Origin of the sequence: Aestuariivirga sp. (assembly GCF_020252405.1) — a bacterium.
Classification (GTDB): domain Bacteria; phylum Pseudomonadota; class Alphaproteobacteria; order Rhizobiales; family Aestuariivirgaceae; genus Aestuariivirga.
Genome location: NZ_JADCDA010000051.1, coordinates 20,910 through 39,146, shown reverse-complemented (window position 1 = coordinate 39,146; position 18,237 = coordinate 20,910). Strand labels below are relative to the sequence as shown.

Here is an 18,237-nt window from a genome sequence, read left to right as displayed (position 1 = left end):
CAGATGGCCCCGGACTGCGCGCGCTGCCCGCGGCGCGGTATGGCGCGCGGTATGGCGGCGGCAATGCGCGCTATGGCGCGCCTCAGAAATAACCCTGCCGCTTCTTGTCCTCCATGGCGGAAGCGCCGTCCTTGTCGATCATGCGTCCGGCGCGCTCGGAGCCGGACGCCTGGACCGTTTCGAGGATCACCCCGCGCACGTCTTTCGCCGATGACACCATGCCGCCCGTAAGCGGATAGCAGCCGCAGGTGCGGAAGCGCACCGGCAGCATTTCCGGCTCCTCACCGGGGCGAAGGCGCATGCGCGCGTCATCGACGAGGATGATCTGCCCGTCGCGCCGCACCACCGGCCGCTCGGCCGCGAAATAGACCGGCGGCAGCGGAATCTCCTCGCGCAGGATATAGAGCCAGACGTCGATCTCCGTCCAGTTGGAGATCGGGAACACGCGCATCGTCTGGCCGGGCGCAAGGCGGCCGTTGTAATTGTCCCACAGTTCGGGCCGCTGGTTCTTGGGGTTCCAGCCATGGTTCGCGTCGCGCACCGAGAACACGCGTTCCTTGGCGCGCGACTTCTCCTCGTCGCGCCGTGCCCCGCCCATCGCCGCATCGAAGCCCAGTTCGGTGATGGCCTGCTTCAGCGGCACGGTGCGCATGATCTCGGTATAGAGGCTCGAACCATGGTCGAAAGGGTTGATGTTCTTCTGAACGCCATCCTCGTTGCGATAGACCACAAGCTCCACGCCATAGCGCCTCACCACCCAGTCGCGGAAGGCCAGCGCATCGCGGAACTCCCAGGTCGAGTCGATGTGCAGCAGCGGAAAGGGCGGCTTTCCCGGATGGAAGGCCTTGGCGCAGAGGTGCAACAGCGTGGTCGAGTCCTTGCCGATCGAATAAAGCAGCACGGGTCTTCTGAACTGCGCCGCCGTCTCGCGAATGATGTGGATCGCCTCGGCTTCGAGACGGTCGAGGTGGGACAGGCTCATGGATTGCACTCCGGGCATTCGGCGGGGCTTGCGGCCATGCGGCCGTCGGTTCTCGGTGACCGTTTCTCGTATCCGCACAGCGCGCAGCCGGCAACCAGGCTGCGCACCAGCGCGGTTGGCGTTTCGCACGCCGCGCAGGGCAATCCCGCTTCGCTGCGGACCGTGCCGAAGCCGGGCGCCGCGCAGGCGGGGCAGGCCGTTGCGATGCGCGCCGCGAGCCTTGCTGCCAGCTTCCCGATCTCGGCCATGCGCGTGGGGTTCACATGGGCCCGCATGTCGGTCTCGAGTTGCCCTTCGCCCCGGCCCGCGGAGAGCAGGCTTTCGAGCGCGGCGCGATCGTTGATGCCCTTCGTGATGCGCCCGCCGCGGCGCAGCACCAGCGCATGCGAGGGGAAGCCGGCGCGCCCGAGAAAAGCCCCGACATCGGCGCCCTCCGTCAGGTCCAGCGCGGCGAAGTTGGTCCTTTCGGAAACGCATTCCTCCACAATCTCAAGCCCGCGCGCATCGTCGATCAAGAGCATCATCTCGCGGCCTGAAGCGATGAAAGGCATGAAGGGATGCGGCCCGAAGCTGCCCTCGCTGGCCATGCCGATGGGCAGGCCGGCGGCCTCCATGCCCAGCCGCGCCTTGGCCCGCGCGGCATCGCGCATCGAGCCCGCGCGCGGCGTCTCGCCGGTGAAGGTTCCCAGCGCATCGGTGTCGATGCCCGCGGGGGCCTGCACGGCAAGCCCCAGCCGCTCCGCGAAGGCGGGCGCGATAACGCGCTCCTTCGCGTGCCGGGTCCCCAGCGCCGCCATCCGCCCGCGGTAGCTCATGCCGCCCGGCGCGTTTGGGTGAGCTGCTCCCAGCTGCCGCCGGGGCGGTAGCGGGCGCTCACCGCGCCATCTTCGAGGGCGAGAAGGTGCAGCCAGCCGTTTTCGAAGAGCGCGGCCACCTGCGGGTGCCTGGCCAGCACGGCGCCGATCGCCTCCCGCGGCGCCTCGATCATCACGGTCAGGCGCAGCGGTTCGTGCACCAGCCTGGTCCCGTCATGCACCGCCTGCCAGGGCAGGCCCGCGCGCAGCGTGCCGCCATTGCCCTGAAGCACGCCGATGCCGCCCACCACATTATGGATCAGCTTGTTGCCGCCGCCGAACACCTCGGGCGCCACCGCCGAACCGTAATACTGCAGGCTGATCCAGCTGGCGACGACGACGGGCGCGGTGATGATCAGCTCCAGCGTGCCGAAGCCCGCGTCGGCCCTCCAGTCATAGCTGTGCAGGAAACACCTGCCGCCGAGATCGGCTTGCGCGGTCACGCGGCGCGGCGCGGCGATGAAGGCGGAACAGCCGGCGAGCCCCCATTCGGGCCGCACCTCGGCCCAGTTCAGCGCGCGCTGCGTGATGGCGAAGGCGGTGGCGCCGGGCAGCCGCAGCGCCCGCTCGGCGCGCGTCATCCGGGCGGCGCGCCGGAGCAGCTGCCGCGTGACGGCGAGCCTTGCGCACTGCTCCGGCGGGAAGCCATCCTCATAGAGCGTCACCTCGTCCGTGGTGGTTTCGTGAAGGCCGGCCACGAAAAGCGTGTCCTGCGGCAGGCTGATGCCATGCTGCGCGAGGCCGCTCCTCGTCTCCGGGTCGTTCAGCAGTTGCGCCAGCAGCCTCGCGGAGACTTCGCCCGTATGCCCGCCGCAGGCGCCGCAGTGATAGGCGCTCTCATGCGGATTGTTGGTGACATGCGCGCCGTGGCCCAGCAGCAGCACCAGCGGCGCGTGGCCCGCGGTCATGCTCATCGCCTTCAGCACCGCGGCGGCGGTCGCGGCCTTGGCCTGCGCCGTCATGCCGCCCTCGATGCGCGGCGCGGGCTCCGGCGTGGCCGGCTTGCTGACGAGGGCGAGTGCGTCCTTGACCAGCTTCAGCGCATAGCCCGGCCCCGCCGCCTCGACGAAGGCGAAGGAAGACACCGCCGCCTGCCGGAAGCGGCCCCAGGCCCTGACCGTGCGCGCCGCGATGCGCGCGTCCTCTTCGGACCTGGCGCTCTCATGCCCCGTCGATGTCAGTGCGGGGTTGAGCAGCACGGGAAGATGCGCCTCGGTCATCTCCGTGCCATGCGGCCGGTGCTTCACGGTCAGGCCGAAGAAGCCGGCAAAGCCGACGGTCTCGACGGTTGGGTCAGCCGCCTCCAGCGCGCGGCGGAACACCTCCGAGCGCACGTCGATGCAGAAGGCCGCCTGCAGGCTGGGACGTCCCTCCGGTGTGTGGCCGCTCACCAGCTTCAGCGCCAGCTTCCGCTGCTGCCCCCGCTCGGCTGCCTCCTGCAGGATGGCGTCGGCAATATCCTCGGCGGAGGCCATCACGGGTGCTGAATGCGCCTCCGTCACCTGCTGCCAGCTGCCGGCGAGACAGGGCCGGTGCGCCAGCAGCGCCTCTTCCCAGGTCAACCGGATGGCGAGCAGGTCGGTGAGCGTCGCGTCCGTCCCGCCCGTGAGCTCCGCTTCCCACAGCAGCCAGCGCGCATGCTGCGCCCAGCCGCCGAGGTCGATCATCAGCCGGTGGAAGGCGGTGCCGGCGGCGGCCTCGCTCAGGCCCAGCGCCTCCGAAGCGCGCAGGATGGCGCGCTCCGCCGTGTCGGGAGCTTCCGCCACATGCGAGCAGAAGCCGGTGAGGCCGGCGATCTCCGGTGTGAGATCATGCACCGCCCAGGCCCGCCAGGCATCATAGGTGCTGCGGCCGGCGGCGGGCGACCACAGGGCCTGGCCGCGGTCGAAGTGGCCCGCCGCCCACAGGCCGAAGGCACGCGCGATGACGCCCGGCCAGTCCGTGCCGTCGGCCCGGGCCGCAAGCTCGGCCACGGTGGGCAGCGCCTGCGGGGCGGGCCGTTCCACGGCAAGCAGCGCCTTCAGGGCCGTTACGTCCCTGGGCTTCAGCGGCGCGGCGGAAGCCTCGAGCGCCGCCGCGAGATCGGCGTCCTCGATCTCGCCCGCGCGAAGCTTCGCGGCAAAGCTGCTGCGCGGCGGCGTGACCTTCGTGCCGGCGACGCGCGCCAGCAGTGCCGCAGTGGTGGCGAGGTCCTGGCCCGTCTGGCCGAGGAAAGGGTTCACCGCCACCGTGGCGGTGAGCGGGAAGGCGGGCGGGATCGCCCGGGCGGCGCTCTCGGCCGCCTTCAGCAGGCCGGAGACCCGGGCGGCGGGAAACTGCGGATGCATCATGAACATGGATCGTCTCCTGTGTCAGGCCGTGTGGGAGGAGCGGAAGCCGCCGGTCGCCCGGTCGAGCAGCGCATTGAGGTAAAGTCCGTTGGCGAGGTGGACGCGCAGGCCGGCGGTCGCCGGGTGATGGGCCCAGAGCGGAAACAGCGCCTGCGCCACCGCGACGATGCCGAAGGAGAGGAGCGCCAGCACGATCAGCGCCCATTCCAGCGGACCGGCCTCCGGCGGCTGCGGCAGGCTGGCCCCCCACAGCGCCTGGGCCATGAGCTGGAAGCTGAAGTAGGAGATGGCCGCCGCCGTGGATGCAAGCGCCGTGCGCAGGGTGAGCGCGCGCGGTGCCGCGTCGGCGAGGCCCTGCGCCACCAGATAGGCGACGCCGAAGATCAGGATCGCGCCCAACGCCAGCGACTGCGGCGACTTCGTCACGGCAAGCGAGAACAGGCTGGCCACGATGGCGAACAGCGCCAGCGCCACAAGGAAGGCCTTGGCCACCGCCGCGACACCGGGCACCGCGACGGGTCCCGGCCGCTTCACCGCCGCGACGGCGCGCACCGCACCGCCGGACGAGAGGAAGGCATGCGCCTTGTAAAGCGAGTGCGCCACGATGTGCAGCAGCGCCAGCGTCCACAGTCCCAGGCCGCATTGCAGAAGCATGAAGCCCATCTGCGCGACCGTGGACCAGGCGAGCGCCGTCTTCACCGCACTCTGCGTCAGCATCACGGCGGCGCCGAACAGCGCGGTGAGGCCGCCGATCATCACGAGCGCGGCCATCGCCCCGGTGCTCGCCTGAACCAGCGGCGCAAGGGCAATAAGCAGCACGCCGCCGGAGTTGATGATGCCGGCATGCAAGAGGGCGGAGACCGGCGTCGGCGCCTCCATGACCTCGGTCAGCCAGCCATGGAGCGGGAAGGCCGCGGTCTTGAGCGCCGCCGCGAGCACCAGCAGCGCCACGCCGATCCCGGCGGCGGGGGGCAGGCCTTGCGCCGCCTTGGCGCCGATCTCCGCCAGGCTCGCGGTGCCGAGGCTCCAGCCGATCAGCAGCGATGCAATGACCAGCGCGGCATCGCCCGCGCCCCAGACGAGCGAGAACTTCGCCGCCGCCCGCCGCGCCTCGGCGCGTTCGGGGTAAAACAGCAAGAGCTGCCGCAGCACCACGCCGATGGCGATAAAGCCCAGCGCCACCACAGCGAGGCTGCCCGCCTGCACCAGCGCCAGCACCGCCGCGAGCGTGGCCAGCATCAGCCCATGAAAACGCCCTTCGCGCGCCTCGCCGTCCAGGTAGCTCCGCGAATAGCGCACCACGATCCAGCCGACGAAGCTGACGAGCACCGCCATGGAGACACTCACCGCATCGAGCCGGAAGGCCAGCAGCAAGGCGCCGCCGCCGAAGCTCAGGATCGCCGGTCCGGTCCACAGCAACTGCACCAGCGCCGCGATGGCGAAGCCCATGGCTCCAAGGGCCGCAGCCTCGGCGAGGCGCGGAAAGGCCCCCGGGCGGCGGCCCGGGTTGACCAGCGACAGGGCGGAGAATCCCAGCAGCAGCAGGGGGGCGAAGACGGTCAACGGGGGAAGGGTGGTCATGGCTCAGCTCCGGTCCAAGGATGGACGGAGGGATAGACACATTTCCTCTTCTATAAAATTACATCTTTTAACGAAGATCGTTCTGTTTTATGGAAGAATCATGAACCTGCACCATCTTCGTCTGTTCCGCGCCGTGGCCGTTGACGGCACCCTTTCCGGGGCCGCCCGGCGGCTGAACCTTTCGCAATCGGCCCTCTCCACCCAGATCAAGGCGCTGGAGGCTTCGCTCGGCCATGAGCTGTTCGAGCGCAAGGGGAGGAGCCTCGTCCTCACCGAGGCCGGTCGCATCGCGCTTGACCATGCGGATGCGATTTTCCGAACGGCCGACGACCTCGCCGCCGTGATGCGCGAGACCGGGGCGGCCCGCCGCGCGCTGCGTGTCGGCGCGCTTGCCACCCTGTCGCGCAATTTCCAGATCGGGTTCCTGCGCCCGCTGCTGGGCCGCCGCGACGTTGAGGTGATCCTGCGCTCCGGCAGCCAGGCCGAGCTGCTGCGCGAACTGGACTCGCTTGCCCTCGACGTGGTTCTCACCAACCTCGCACCCCCGCGCGCGGCGGACACGCCCTGGCTCGTGCACCAGATCGGCGAGCAGCCGGTGAGCCTCATCGGCACGCCGGCGCGCATCGGCACGCGGGACATGCGGGAGCTGCTGCGCGACGAGGCGCTGGTGCTGCCCACAAAGGACTCCGCCCTGCGCGCCGCGTTCGACGCACTTGCGGCGCGTTATGGCGTCACCCCGCACATCGCGGCCGAGGCCGACGACATGGCCATGCTGCGGCTGCTGGCGCGCGAGGATGCTGGGCTTGCCGTCATCCCGCCCATCGTGGTGCGCGACGAGATCACCTCCGGCCTTCTCGTCGAAGTGGCCCAGATCGACGGCATCCGCGAGCATTTCCTGGCGGTGACGCGGGAGCGGCGCTTTCCCAATCCGCTGCTGGCCGACCTGCTGGCGGCGGCGCGCAACCCGGCGGGCGACAGCATTCCATAACGTGGGCCGCCGCGTCCTCAAAGTCGCCGTCATGCGGCAGTTTCCGGGTCGCGCCGCCCGGATCAAATGTCAGCCGGGGAACGGGGGAGCGGGGCGACGGGATGGCGGTCAGCCGGAGGTTTATGGCGCAAAAAGCGGCAGAACTGGCTATGATGATCCTCCCTGACAATGATTTTTGGTTGCCATGTTCCTCTCCGTCTTCGACATCTTCAAAATCGGCATCGGGCCGTCCTCCTCCCATACGGTGGGGCCGATGGTGGCGGCCGCGCGGTTCCTGGCGCTCGCCTCCGGAGCCTCGCTGCCGCACACCGGACGGCTGACGGTCACGCTCCATGGCTCGCTTGCCTTCACCGGCAAGGGGCATGGCACCGACCGCGCGGTGATCCTCGGGCTTGCCGGCGAGAAGCCGCAGACCATGGACCCCGACCGGGTGGACGATGTGCTGCGCCAGATGGCGGAGCGCGGCAGCATTGCCATCGGCGATGATTTCGCCGTGGCCTTCAACCCCACGGCTGACGTGATCTTCGACTTCGGGCCGGCGCTGAAGGGCCATGCCAATGGCATGGTGTTCCGCATCCTCGACGATGACAACAACACGCTCCTGTCGGAAACCTATTTCTCGATCGGCGGCGGCTTCGTGCAGACCGGGGCTGAGCGCGCCGCGAGCCTTGCCGCGGGCAAGGCCGAGAAGCCCATGGTCGATGTGCCCTATCCCTTCCGCACCGCCGCCGAAATGCTGGAGATGGGCCAGCGCTCCGGTCTTTCGATCGTCGAGATGAAGCGGGCGAACGAGCAGGTGGCGCAGACGGCGGACCAGCTTGACGCCGATCTCGACCGCATCTGGGCCGCCATGCGCGACTGCATGAACCGCGGCCTGCGCCAGACCGGCACGCTGCCGGGCGGCCTGAAAGTGAAGCGGCGCGCGGCGGATATCCACCGGCGGCTGATGGAAGAGAAGGGCAACAACGCCATCCAGCCGCACCAGCTGATGGACTGGCTCTCGGTCTATGCCATGGCAGTGAACGAGGAGAATGCGGCGGGCGGCAAGGTGGTCACCGCGCCCACCAATGGGGCGGCGGGCGTCATCCCCGCGACGATCCGCTATTACCTTGATCATTGCCTGGGCGCTGACCAGCAGGGCATCCGCACCTTCCTGCTCGCCGCGGCGGCGATCGGCGGGCTTATCAAGCACAATGCCTCGATCTCGGGCGCTGAAGTGGGGTGCCAGGGCGAGGTCGGTTCGGCGTCCGCCATGGCGTCCGCGGGACTGTGCGCGGCGCTGGGCGGTTCGAACGGGCAGGTGGAGAATGCCGCCGAGATCGCGCTCGAGCATCACCTCGGCATGACCTGCGATCCGGTGGGTGGCCTCGTGCAGGTGCCCTGCATCGAGCGCAATGCCTTCGGCGCGGTGAAGGCGGTGACGGCGGCATCGCTCGCCCTGCGCGGCGATGGCACGCATCTCGTGCCGCTCGACACCTGTGTGGAGACCATGCGCCAGACGGGCCTCGACATGAGCGAGCGGTACAAAGAGACCTCCACCGGCGGACTTGCGGTGAACGTTGTGGAGTGCTGAATCTGGGCCATGCCCGTCTTTGCGCCGCCGCTCGCCGACCACCTCTTCACCCTCTACGAGCTTCTCGGCTTCGAGGCGCACACGAAGCTGCCCGGTTTCGGCCATTGCACGCGCGATGTGATCGAGGCGGTGCTGGAGCAGTCGGCGCGGTTCTCGTCCGAGGTTCTGTATCCGCTGCATCGCAGCGCCGACGAGGAGGGCGTGCATTTCGACGATGGCACGGTGAGAACGCCCAAGGGGTTCCGCGAGGCCTATGCGCAGCTCGTCGCCGGCGGCTGGCCCGCGCTGACCGCCGCGCCTGAACATGGCGGGCAGGGCATTCGGCGGCACTGCATGCGAAGATCCTCGCTGGCGCGGGGCCGGTGATGGAGATGGAGATGGATCAGGCGATGTTCTGAGCGCTCTCAGAAACCGCGCAGGAACTTGACGAGCCCTGCCGTCGATGAATCAAGCCCCTCGGCGCTCTTCTTGCCTTCCACCACCGGCTGCAGCCCTGTTGCCAGTTCCTTGCCGAGTTCCACGCCCCACTGGTCGAAGGCGTTGATGTTCCAGATCGCGGCCTCGACGAAGACGCGGTGTTCGTAGAGCGCGATGAGGCGGCCGAGCGTGAAGGGGTCGAGGCGCTTGTAGGCGAGCGTCACGGAAGGCCGGTTGCCGGTGAAAACGCGGTGGGGGGCGAGAGCCCTGGCCTCCGCCTTGCTTTTGCCCATGGCGAGAAGCTGTTCCAGCGCTTCCGTTTCGGTGCGGCCGCGCATCAGCGCCTGTGACTGGGCGAGGCAATTGGCCTCGAGCAGCGCATGGTGCTCGCGCATGGCCTTGTCCTCGTGCGGGTCCGCCGCGATGAGGAACTCGACGGGGACGATGCCGGTGCCCTGGTGCAGGAGCTGGAAGAAGGCATGCTGGCCATTGGTGCCGGGCTCGCCCCAGACGATCGGTCCGGTGTCGCCCTTCACGGGCCTGCCCGATTTCGTCACGCGCTTGCCGTTCGATTCCATGTCGAGCTGCTGCAGATAGGCGGGAAAGCGCGACAGGCGCTGGTCATAAGGAATGATGGCGCGCGAGGGATAGCCGCAGATGTTGCGGTGCCACACACCGAGAAGGCCCATCAGCATGGGCAGGTTCTGGAGCGCCGGGGCTTCGCGGAAGTGGCGGTCCATCGCATGGCCGCCCTCAAGGAACTCGATGAAGCGCTCGGGCCCGATGGCGATCATCAAGGGCAGGCCGATGGCCGACCAGATGGAGTAGCGCCCGCCCACCCAGTCCCAGAAGCCGAAGATGCGGTCTTCCGGAATGCCGAAGGCCTTGACCTTGGGAATGGCGGTGGAGATCGCGGCGAAATGCTCTCCGACGTGGGACTCGCCCAGCTTCTCCGCGATCCATGCACGCGCGGCCTTCGCGTTGGTCATGGTCTCAATGGTGGTGAAGGTCTTGGACGCGATGACGAAGAGGGTGGTCTCGGGCTTCAAGAGCTTGAGCGTGTCGGCGATATGGGCGCCGTCGACGTTGGAGACATAATGGAGCCGCGGCCCGTCGTGATAAGGGGCGAGTGCCAGCGTGGTCATGGCGGGGCCGAGGTCGGAGCCGCCGATCCCGATGTTAACGACATCGGTGATGTTCGAGCGGCGCACTTGCCGTGCGAAAGCGGCCATGGCGGCGAGCACGGCATTGACGTCCGGCATCACGTCCCTACCATCGACCAGAACCGGCGTATTGGCGCGGTTGCGCAGCGCCGTGTGAAGGACGGCGCGCTGCTCGGTGGTGTTGATGATGGCGCCTTCAAACATGTCGTCGCGCTTGGCTTCGATGTCGCAGGCCTTCGCGAGCTGGGCCAGCTGCTTCATGGTGCGGCTGTTGACCGCGCATTTGGAATAGTCGAGCAGCATCGCGTCCGCCGTGGCGGAAAACTCCGCGAAGCGGTTGGGATCACGCTCGAAGGCGCGCCGCATGCTGGCGGGCGCGCCCTTTTTGCGGTGGGCCTTCAGGTCTGCAAGTACTTTGCGGCTGTCGGCCTTTGCCATGTCAGCTCCTCAATGTCCCGCCGGTGGCCTTGGTCACGGCCTGCACGATCTTCTGCGAGACGGCTTCGATCTCCGGTTCGGTCAGCGTCTTGTCCTTGGGCTGCAGCGTCACCTCGATGGCGAGCGATTTCTTACCCCCCTCCAGCTTGTAGAGATCGAAGACGGTGACGTCGGCGATCAGCGCCTTGTCCGCACCCTTCGCGGCCTTCACCAGCTTGTCGGCCTCCACCGCGTCGTCCACCACGAAGGCGAAGTCGCGCGACAGCGGCATGAGATCGGAGATGACCAGGGCGGCACGCGTGGCGCCCCTGGACTTCGAGCCGGGGATGGCGGTGAGGATGATCTCGAACGCCACAAGCGGACCCTTCACGTCCATCTGGCCGAGCACGCGTGGATGGATCTCGCCGAAGAAGCCCAGCTTGTTCTGCGGGCCCATCTGGATGGCGCCGGACCGGCCCGGGTGGAACCAGGCGGGGGCGCCGGCGACGACCTGCAGTGTCGCCACGGCTGCGCCTGCCGCTTCGAGCACGGCCAGCGCATCGGCCTTGGCATCGAAGGCATCGACGGCGCGGGCGCCCCCGTGCACGTTGCGCCCGGTGAAGGCGCCGCGGCGGAGGCCGGCGGCGCGCAGCGTCTCATCCTTCGGCTGGTCGCCGGCATAGGCGTGGCCCACTTCGGCCAGCATCATGTCGGCGAAGCCGCGGTCCATGTTGCGGCCCGCCGCCGCGATCAGGTTCGGCAGCAGCGAGGGGCGCATGTCGGAGAGTTCCGAGGAGATCGGATTGGCGAGCTTCAGCTCCGGCTGGCCGCCGCCGAAGAGCCTGGCGTGCTCCTCGGACAGGAAGGCCCAGGTGATCGCCTCGTTGAAGCCGCGCGACGCGAGCGCCCGCCGCGCCCCCAGCATGCGCTTCTGCAGCGGGTTCAGCACCGGCTTCGCAATGGCGCTGGCGCGCTCCATCGGCCGGGCGGGAATGTTGTCGAGGCCCCAGATGCGGATGACCTCCTCCACGAGATCGGCCTCGCCATGGATGTCGGGCCGCCACGAGGGCGCCGAGCAGGTGAGGGCATCGGCCGTCTCGGTGACGCCATAGCCCAGCGCCGCGAGGATCTCCTTCTGGCGCGCCACGGGAATCTCCACGCCCGCCAGCGAGGCAACGCGGGTCTTGCGCAGCGTGTAACTGCGCGAAGTATCGGGCACCGCGCCTACAACGACGACATGCGAGGCTTCGCCGCCGCAGAGATCGAGGATCATGCGCGTGGCGATCTCGGAACCCACCGGTGTAAAGGCCGGGTCCACGCCGCGCTCGAAGCGGTAGCGCGCATCCGAGGTGATGCCGAGCCTGCGGCCCGTGGCGGCGGTGCGCAGCGGATCGAAATAGGCGGCTTCGAGGAAGACGTTCACGGTGTCATCCGTGCAGCTCGACGGAATGCCGCCGATGATGCCGGCGATGGCCTCGAGGCCAGCGTCATCCGCGATCACCGTCATGCCTTCGGACAGCGTGTAGGTCTTGTTGTCGAGCGCCTCCAGCATCTCGCCGTCCTTCGCTGGCCGCGCGCGGACCGCGCCCTTCACCTTGTCCGCATCGAACACATGCAGCGGGCGGCCATAGGCGAAGGTGATGTAGTTGGTGACATCGACGAGTGTCGAGATCGGGCGCAGGCCGATGGCCTTCAGGCGGCGCTGCAGCCATTCGGGCGAGGGGCCGTTCTTCATGCCCCTGATGTAACGCCCGACGAACAGCGGGCAGGGCCTCGTATCGCCATCGGGGAAGTCGAGAGAGACCTTGATGGGGGAGTCGAACGTGCCCTCCACCTTCCCGGCGTCGAGCGGCCTCAGTGTCCCCAAGCCCTTCGCCGCCAGATCGCGCGCGATGCCATAGATGCCGAGCGCATCGGGGCGGTTGGGCGTGACCTTGACGTAGATCATCGGGTCGTCGAGGCCCAGCGCCTTCGCCGCAGGCGTTCCCACCGGCCAGTCGCCTTCGACCTCGATGATGCCGTCGTGCTCATCCGAGATCAGCAGCTCGCGCTCCGAGCACAGCATGGCCTGGGATTCGACACCGCGGATCGTGGCGGGCGCGAACACCGCACCCGTCGCCGGAATGGTGACGCCGGGCAATGCGATGATCGCCTTGATGCCGGTGCGCGCATTGGGGGCGCCGCAGACCACCTGCTTCGTGCCGTCCTTCGTCTCCACCGCGCACAGGCGCAGCTTGTCGGCATTGGGGTGCTTCTCGGCCAGCATGACGTGGGCCACGGTGAAGTCGGCGAGCAGCTTGGTCTTGTCGGTGGCCTCTTCCACCTCAAGGCCGACGCCGACCAGGCCCTCGCAGATTTCATCGAGGGTGGCGGTGGTGTCGAGATAGTCCTTGAGCCAGGAGAGGGTGAATTTCATGGGAGTGCTTCCTTATGTCCTCTCCCGCCTGCGGGAGAGGAAGGGGACCCGTCGCGCAGCGACGGGGGAGGTGAGGGGACACGGGCGAGAGCGCTGCGGATGATGGTCAGCACTTCATCCATGCCGTTGAGAAGTTCATCGTTCTGGAAGCGCAGGACGCGAAATCCCTCCGCTTCCAGGTCCTGCGTGCGCAGGCGATCATGCTCAAGCTGTGCTGCAGTCGAATGGGTCGCGCCGTCCGCTTCGACGATCAGCTTATGCTCGCGGCATATGAAGTCCGCGATGTACGGTCCGATGGGAGACTGGCGCACGAACTTGCAGCCGTCCAGCGTGCGGCTGCGCAGCTGCTCCCACAGGCGCTTCTCGGCAAGCGTCTCGTCCTTGCGCAGGCGTCTTGCCGTGAAGGTTTTCTGGCCTTCGCGCATCAGCGTCCCCTCATCTCCCCCATTGCTGCGCAATGGGTCCCCTTCTTCTCCCGCCGTGCGGGAGAAGACGAAGAGGCGAACAGCTTGGCCGTGTCGGTGACCTCCTCGACCTCTCCTCAAGCGGCGCGGTGGTGTCGAGACAGTCCTTGAGCCAGGAGAGGGTGAATTTCATGGGAGTGCTTCCTTATGTCCTCTCCCGCTACGCGGGAGAGGTTGAAAACGTGCCGTTCAATCTCGCCCGCGCAGCGGGAGAGAAGGTTCCGTTCGCGGAGCAAGTGAGGGGAAGTCACGACAACCCTCCCGCCAGGGTCGGCGCCTGGAGTGCCCTGAATCCATAGTGGCGAAGCCAGCGCAGGTCGGCTTCGAAGAAGGCGCGGAGATCGGGGATGCCGTATTTCAGCATGGCGATGCGGTCCAGCCCCACGCCGAAGGCCCAGCCCTGGACTTGGTCAGGGTCCATGCCTCCGCTGCGGATGACATTCGGGTGCACCATTCCGGAGCCCAGAATCTCCAGCCACTTGTCGCCGGCGCCGATCTTCAGTTGCCCGCCCTCGCGCGAATACTGGATATCGACTTCCATCGACGGCTCGGTGAAGGGAAAGTGCGAGGCGCGGAAGCGCATCCTCACATCATCGACCTCGAAGAAGGCCTTGCAGAATTCGGTCAAGACCCATTTGAGATTGGCGAGCGTCGTCGTCCCGTCGATGACGAGGCCCTCGACCTGGTTGAACATGGGCGTGTGCGTCATGTCCGAATCGCAGCGGAAGGTGCGGCCGGGCGCGATGATGCGGATGGGCGGCTTCGAGGCCAGCATGGTGCGGATCTGCACCGGGCTCGTGTGCGTCCTCAGCAGCATGCGCGAACCGTCCGCCTTCTCGCTGAAGAAGAAGGTGTCATGTTCCTGCCGCGCGGGGTGTTCGGGGGGAATGTTCAGCGCATCGAAATTGTGGAAGTCGTCCTCGATGTGCGGGCCTTCCGCCACGGAGAAGCCGAGGTCGCCGAAGATCTGCACCACTTCTTCCCACACCTGGGACACGGGGTGGACCGTGCCCGTCACCTGCGGCCGCACGGGCAGCGTGACGTCGATTTTCTCGGAGGCCAGCCTCGCTTCGAGTGCTGCTTCCTGCAGCGCGGCCTTGCGGGCTGAGAGCGCGTCGGACAGCTTGTCCTTGAGCACGTTGAGCGTGGCGCCCGCCTCCTTGCGCGCCTCGGGGCTCATGGCGCCCAAGCCCTTCATGCGCTCGGAGATCGAGCCCTTCTTGCCCAGCGCCGAGACGCGCACGGCTTCGAGCGAAGCCTCATCGCCGGCGGCTGCGATCTCCGCGAGTATTGACTGTTCGAGAGTGGCGAGACTCATTCAGCATGTTCCCCTGGAAACGGCATGACCGGGCACAGGTGCCGCGAAAGACACGCTGTGGCCCGGTCAAGGCAATCGGAATTCGACGTGGCGATCAGCGAGGTCTGATTAAGCCTGCGCGGCCTTGGCCTTCTCGACAAGAGCGGCGAAGGCGGCCTGATCATGCACGGCGAGATCGGCCAGGACCTTGCGGTCCACCTCGATCCCGGCCTTGGCCAGGCCATGGATAAATCGGCCATAGGTGAGGCCGAGTTCACGCGTTCCGGCGTTGATGCGCTGGATCCACAGGGCGCGGAAATTGCGCTTCTTGGTGCGGCGGTCGCGGTAGGCATATTGCTCGGCCTTCTCGACGGCCTGAACGGCGACGCGGAAGATGTTCTTGCGGCGGGAGAAATAGCCCTTCGCCGCCTTGATCACCTTCTTGTGGGACTTGCGGGCGACGGTGCCGCCCTTTGAACGTGGCATGGTTCTCTACTCCCCGGGCTTACTTGGCGAGATAAGGCATATGGATCTTGACGAGGCGCTCATCGCCTGCCGCCAGAACCATGGTGCCGCGCTGGTTGCGGATCTGCTTGTTGGTCCGCTTGATCATGCCATGGCGCTTGCCGGCCTGACCCGCCTTGATCTTGCCGGAAGCGGTGACCTTGAACCGCTTCTTGGCCGAGGACTTGGTCTTCATCTTGGGCATTTTGCTTAATCCTTTCAAAGCGATATAAAGCCGCCATGGCATGCCCGTTACAGGCCAGGCGGCTAGAACGGGCGGGTTTAAGCAAAATGGGGCAGGAATTGCAAGGGTGTGGCTCTCCTGAAGTCTCACGCCCCGATGCGCCGGCCGCTGCCGGGATCGAAGAAATGCAGGCTCGCGGGGTCCACCGCCAGCTCGACATCGGCCCCGGCTCGCGCCGCCATGCCGTCGCGCGCCGCGACGACCAGCGGGGCGCCGCCAAGCTCCGTGTGGAGGAGCTGCGAGGCGCCCAGCTCCTCGACGAACTGCACGGTCGCCCGCAGGCCGCCCGCGCCGGGTGGCGCCAGGGCGATCGACTCCGCCCGCACCCCGACCTCCACCGTGTCCTGGCCATCGAGTGCGCCGACATTGGCCAGCGGCAGAGACTGGCCGCCCGCGAGTTCGAGGCGCGACGCCCTGCGGTTGAGGCTGGCTTTCAAAAGGTTCATGCCGGGCGCCCCGATGAAGGAGGCGACATAGGTCGACTGCGGGCGGTGGTAGACCTCGGCAGGCGTTCCGACCTGCTCGATCATGCCCTTGTTCATCACCACGATGCGGTCAGCCAGCGTCATGGCCTCGACCTGGTCATGGGTGACGAACAGTGTGGTGGCGCCAAGGCGCTGGTGCAGGCGGCGGATTTCGACGCGCATGGCGACGCGCAACTTGGCGTCGAGATTGGAGAGCGGCTCATCATAGAGAAACACCTTGGGCTCGCGGATCATGGCGCGGCCCATGGCGACGCGCTGGCGCTGGCCGCCGGACAATTGCCCGGGCTTGCGGGCGAGGAATTCGCCAAGGCCAAGGGTTTCCGCCACCGTCTTCACCCGCGCCTCGCGCTCCGCCCTGGGCACCCGTGCGATTTTGAGCGAGTATCCGATGTTCTGCGCGACACTCATGTGCGGATAGAGCGCATAGTTCTGGAACACCATGGCGCAGCCGCGCTCACGCGGCTCAAGATCGTTGACCCGCCTGCCGCCAATGCCGATGTCGCCCGCCGTCACCGCCTCGAGACCCGCCACCATGCGCAGCAGGGTGGACTTGCCGCAGCCCGAGGGGCCGAGAATGACCACCAGCTCGCCTTCTTCCACGGCGAGATTCACGCCATGGACAACCTGGTTGCGGCCATAGCTTTTCTTCACATCCCGCAGCGTAATGGCGGACATGGGCTTATTTCTCCGTGACGATGAGGCCGCGCACGATCAAGCGCTGCAGCAGGATGGAGACGATGGCGGGCGGCAACAGCACGATGAGGTTGGCGGCCATTGCGGTGTTCCACACCGGCGGCTCGCCAAAGCCTTCCGGCACCATCTTCTGGAGCTGCATGGTGGCGGTGGCAAAATGCTGCTGGTCGGTGATGACCAGCAGCGGCCAGAGATACTGGTTCCACGCATAGACGAACATGATGGCGGCCAGCGCCGCCATGTTGGAGCGCGACAGCGGCATGAGGATTTGCCAGTAGAAGCGCAAGGGCCCCGCGCCGTCCATCTTCGCCGCCTCGGCAAGCTCGTTGGGAACCGTCATGTAGAACTGGCGGTAGAGGAAGGTGCCGGTGGCGGTGGCCACCAGCGGCAGCACCAGGCCCGGATAGGTGTTGAGCAGGTTCCATTCCGGCAGCACGACGCGGATATGCGCGAAGTCGAGGATCTGCTGGAACGGAGTAAGCACATTGGCGGCCACCGCATAGGTCGGCACGATCCGCACCTCGAGCGGCAGCATGAGGGTGACGAAGATCGCCCAGAACACCAGCATGCGCGCCCGGTAGCGGAAGAACACGATGGAGAAGGCGGTGATCGAGGCGAGGAACACCTTGCCAACAGTCACCAGCACGGAGGAGATGAAGGAGTTGACGAGAGCCGTGCCGAAATTGCCCTTGACCCACACCTCGGCCAGGTTCTCGTAAAGGTGGCCGCCGGGCCACAGCGGCATCGGAACGCGGTTGACGGTCACAAAGTCATGGCTGGCGGCCGCGAAAACCATCCAGAAGGGGATGAGGATCACAAACAGCATGACGGCGAGGATGACCTGCGTCACGGCGTTGAGAATGGGGGTGCGCTCGATCATCGCCGTCTCAGGTGTAATGCACGCGCCGCTCGATATAGCGGAACTGGATGAAGGTGAGGCCGACGACGAGGACCATGAGCACGATCGATTCGGCCGCCGCCAGCGAATAGTCCTGCGCCTTGAAGCCGTCGAAATAGATCTTGTAGACCATGAGATCGGTGGCGCGCGCCGGTCCGCCATGGGTGGTGATGTCGACAATGCCGAAGCTGTCGACGAAACTGTCCGTCAGGTTGATGATGATGAGGAAGAACAGCGTGGGCATGACGAGCGGCACCTGCACGTCGCGCATGCGGCGCAGGATGCCGGCGCCGTCCATGGCGCTCGCTTCCAGCAGCGGCCGCGGGATCGACTGCAGGGCCGCGAGAAAGAACACGAAGCTGTAGCCGATTGATTTCCATGCCTGGCAGAGGATGATGAGGATCATCGCGTCGACGCCGTCGGTGGCGGGGTTCCACAGATTGGGAAACCACGTGTTGATCGCCGCCACGAAGCCGGCATTGGGCGAAAAGATAAAGCGGAAGGCGAGGCCGGCGGCCGGTGCTGCCATGGCATAGGGAATGAAATAGCCGAAGGAATAGATCTGGTGGCCGGGCAGGCGGCGGTCGACCAACAGGGCCAGCCCGAGCGACACGGCGAGGATGAGCGCGGTGGTGGCCAGCGCGAAGATCACCGACACGGTGACCGAGTTCCAGTATTTGGGGTCCCGGAACACGGTGGTGAAGTTCAGCAGGCCAACCCACTGGTTGCTGCCGCCGAAGGGCTGCTCCAGCGTGAAGGCCCAGTACAGCGCCTCCGCCGTTGGCCAGTAGAAGAAGACGAACACCAGCAGCAGCTGCGGCAACACCAGCAGTGTCGCAAGCCAGATGTTGGTGAAGGCGGCATGTCTTGTCACGGGGTGGCTTTCGGCAGGTGGGAGAATGGGCGGGGCGGCCCTTGGCCACCCCGCCCC

16 protein-coding genes are annotated in these 18,237 nt (G+C 67.1%); 3 read left to right on the top strand and 13 right to left on the bottom strand.

What is annotated here, in order from left to right; genetic code table 11:
- Window positions 1-82 precede the first annotated feature (82 nt).
- From cysD to IOC69_RS08670, 4 genes are read right to left on the bottom strand one after another with little or no spacing between them, the layout of a single operon-like run.
- Window positions 83-982, bottom strand: a complete 900-nt coding sequence (cysD, locus tag IOC69_RS08685) for a sulfate adenylyltransferase subunit CysD (RefSeq protein WP_366935508.1) — start codon at window positions 980-982, stop codon at window positions 83-85.
- On the bottom strand, window positions 979-1,797 hold the full coding sequence (locus IOC69_RS08680; protein ID WP_290543146.1) for a DUF6671 family protein: 819 nt from the start codon (window positions 1,795-1,797) through the stop codon (window positions 979-981). Before IOC69_RS08680 ends, cysD begins: the two co-directional genes overlap by 4 nt.
- Entirely contained in the window at window positions 1,794-4,172 is a 2,379-nt protein-coding gene (locus IOC69_RS08675; protein ID WP_290543145.1) for a YbcC family protein, read from the bottom strand. The genes IOC69_RS08680 and IOC69_RS08675 overlap by 4 nt, the downstream gene beginning before the upstream one ends.
- Window positions 4,173-4,187: 15 nt before the next feature.
- A complete protein-coding gene (locus IOC69_RS08670) occupies window positions 4,188-5,747 on the bottom strand; it encodes a proton-conducting transporter membrane subunit (protein ID WP_290543144.1) in 1,560 nt (519 codons plus the stop codon).
- A gap of 100 nt (window positions 5,748-5,847) precedes the next feature.
- On the opposite strand from IOC69_RS08670, the gene IOC69_RS08665 reads away from it, so the two are divergent.
- From IOC69_RS08665 to IOC69_RS08655, 3 genes are all read left to right on the top strand, one after another.
- Window positions 5,848-6,735 carry a LysR family transcriptional regulator gene (locus IOC69_RS08665; RefSeq protein WP_290543143.1) on the top strand — a complete coding sequence of 296 codons (888 nt, stop codon included), beginning with the start codon at window positions 5,848-5,850 and terminating at the stop codon, window positions 6,733-6,735.
- A 184-nt stretch (window positions 6,736-6,919) separates the two neighbouring features.
- Window positions 6,920-8,308 carry an L-serine ammonia-lyase gene (locus IOC69_RS08660; RefSeq protein WP_290543142.1) on the top strand — a complete coding sequence of 463 codons (1,389 nt, stop codon included), beginning with the start codon at window positions 6,920-6,922 and terminating at the stop codon, window positions 8,306-8,308.
- Window positions 8,309-8,317: 9 nt separating this feature from the next.
- Window positions 8,318-8,674 (top strand): acyl-CoA dehydrogenase N-terminal domain-containing protein, encoded by a 357-nt coding sequence (locus IOC69_RS08655; RefSeq protein ID WP_290543141.1) that lies wholly within the window; start codon window positions 8,318-8,320, stop codon window positions 8,672-8,674.
- A gap of 38 nt (window positions 8,675-8,712) precedes the next feature.
- Here the strand turns inward: IOC69_RS08655 and pgi are convergent, their stop codons facing one another.
- The 9 genes from pgi to IOC69_RS08610 all read right to left on the bottom strand — a co-directional run bounded on the left by pgi (window position 8,713) and on the right by IOC69_RS08610 (window position 18,180).
- Window positions 8,713-10,326 (bottom strand): glucose-6-phosphate isomerase, encoded by a 1,614-nt coding sequence (gene pgi, locus IOC69_RS08650; RefSeq protein WP_290543140.1) that lies wholly within the window; start codon window positions 10,324-10,326, stop codon window positions 8,713-8,715.
- A gap of 1 nt (window position 10,327) precedes the next feature.
- Window positions 10,328-12,721 (bottom strand): phenylalanine--tRNA ligase subunit beta, encoded by a 2,394-nt coding sequence (pheT, locus tag IOC69_RS08645; RefSeq protein WP_290543139.1) that lies wholly within the window; start codon window positions 12,719-12,721, stop codon window positions 10,328-10,330.
- The gene (locus tag IOC69_RS08640; protein ID WP_290543138.1) at window positions 12,718-13,146 is read right to left on the bottom strand and encodes an endonuclease domain-containing protein; all 429 of its coding nucleotides are present in this window, start codon (window positions 13,144-13,146) and stop codon (window positions 12,718-12,720) included. The genes pheT and IOC69_RS08640 overlap by 4 nt, the downstream gene beginning before the upstream one ends.
- A gap of 286 nt (window positions 13,147-13,432) precedes the next feature.
- The gene (gene pheS, locus IOC69_RS08635; protein ID WP_290543137.1) at window positions 13,433-14,503 is read right to left on the bottom strand and encodes a phenylalanine--tRNA ligase subunit alpha; all 1,071 of its coding nucleotides are present in this window, start codon (window positions 14,501-14,503) and stop codon (window positions 13,433-13,435) included.
- 108 nt (window positions 14,504-14,611) lie between these two features.
- The gene (rplT, locus tag IOC69_RS08630) at window positions 14,612-14,968 is read right to left on the bottom strand and encodes a 50S ribosomal protein L20 (protein ID WP_290543136.1); all 357 of its coding nucleotides are present in this window, start codon (window positions 14,966-14,968) and stop codon (window positions 14,612-14,614) included.
- A 19-nt stretch (window positions 14,969-14,987) separates the two neighbouring features.
- Window positions 14,988-15,191 (bottom strand): 50S ribosomal protein L35, encoded by a 204-nt coding sequence (gene rpmI / locus IOC69_RS08625; RefSeq protein ID WP_290543135.1) that lies wholly within the window; start codon window positions 15,189-15,191, stop codon window positions 14,988-14,990.
- A 125-nt stretch (window positions 15,192-15,316) separates the two neighbouring features.
- On the bottom strand, window positions 15,317-16,390 hold the full coding sequence (ugpC, locus tag IOC69_RS08620; RefSeq protein WP_290543134.1) for a sn-glycerol-3-phosphate ABC transporter ATP-binding protein UgpC: 1,074 nt from the start codon (window positions 16,388-16,390) through the stop codon (window positions 15,317-15,319).
- Window positions 16,391-16,394: 4 nt separating this feature from the next.
- Window positions 16,395-17,288, bottom strand: coding sequence for an ABC transporter permease subunit (locus IOC69_RS08615; protein ID WP_290543133.1), 894 nt, complete (start codon window positions 17,286-17,288; stop codon window positions 16,395-16,397).
- Window positions 17,289-17,295: 7 nt separating this feature from the next.
- A complete protein-coding gene (locus tag IOC69_RS08610) occupies window positions 17,296-18,180 on the bottom strand; it encodes an ABC transporter permease subunit (RefSeq protein WP_290543132.1) in 885 nt (294 codons plus the stop codon).
- Window positions 18,181-18,237 lie beyond the last annotated feature (57 nt).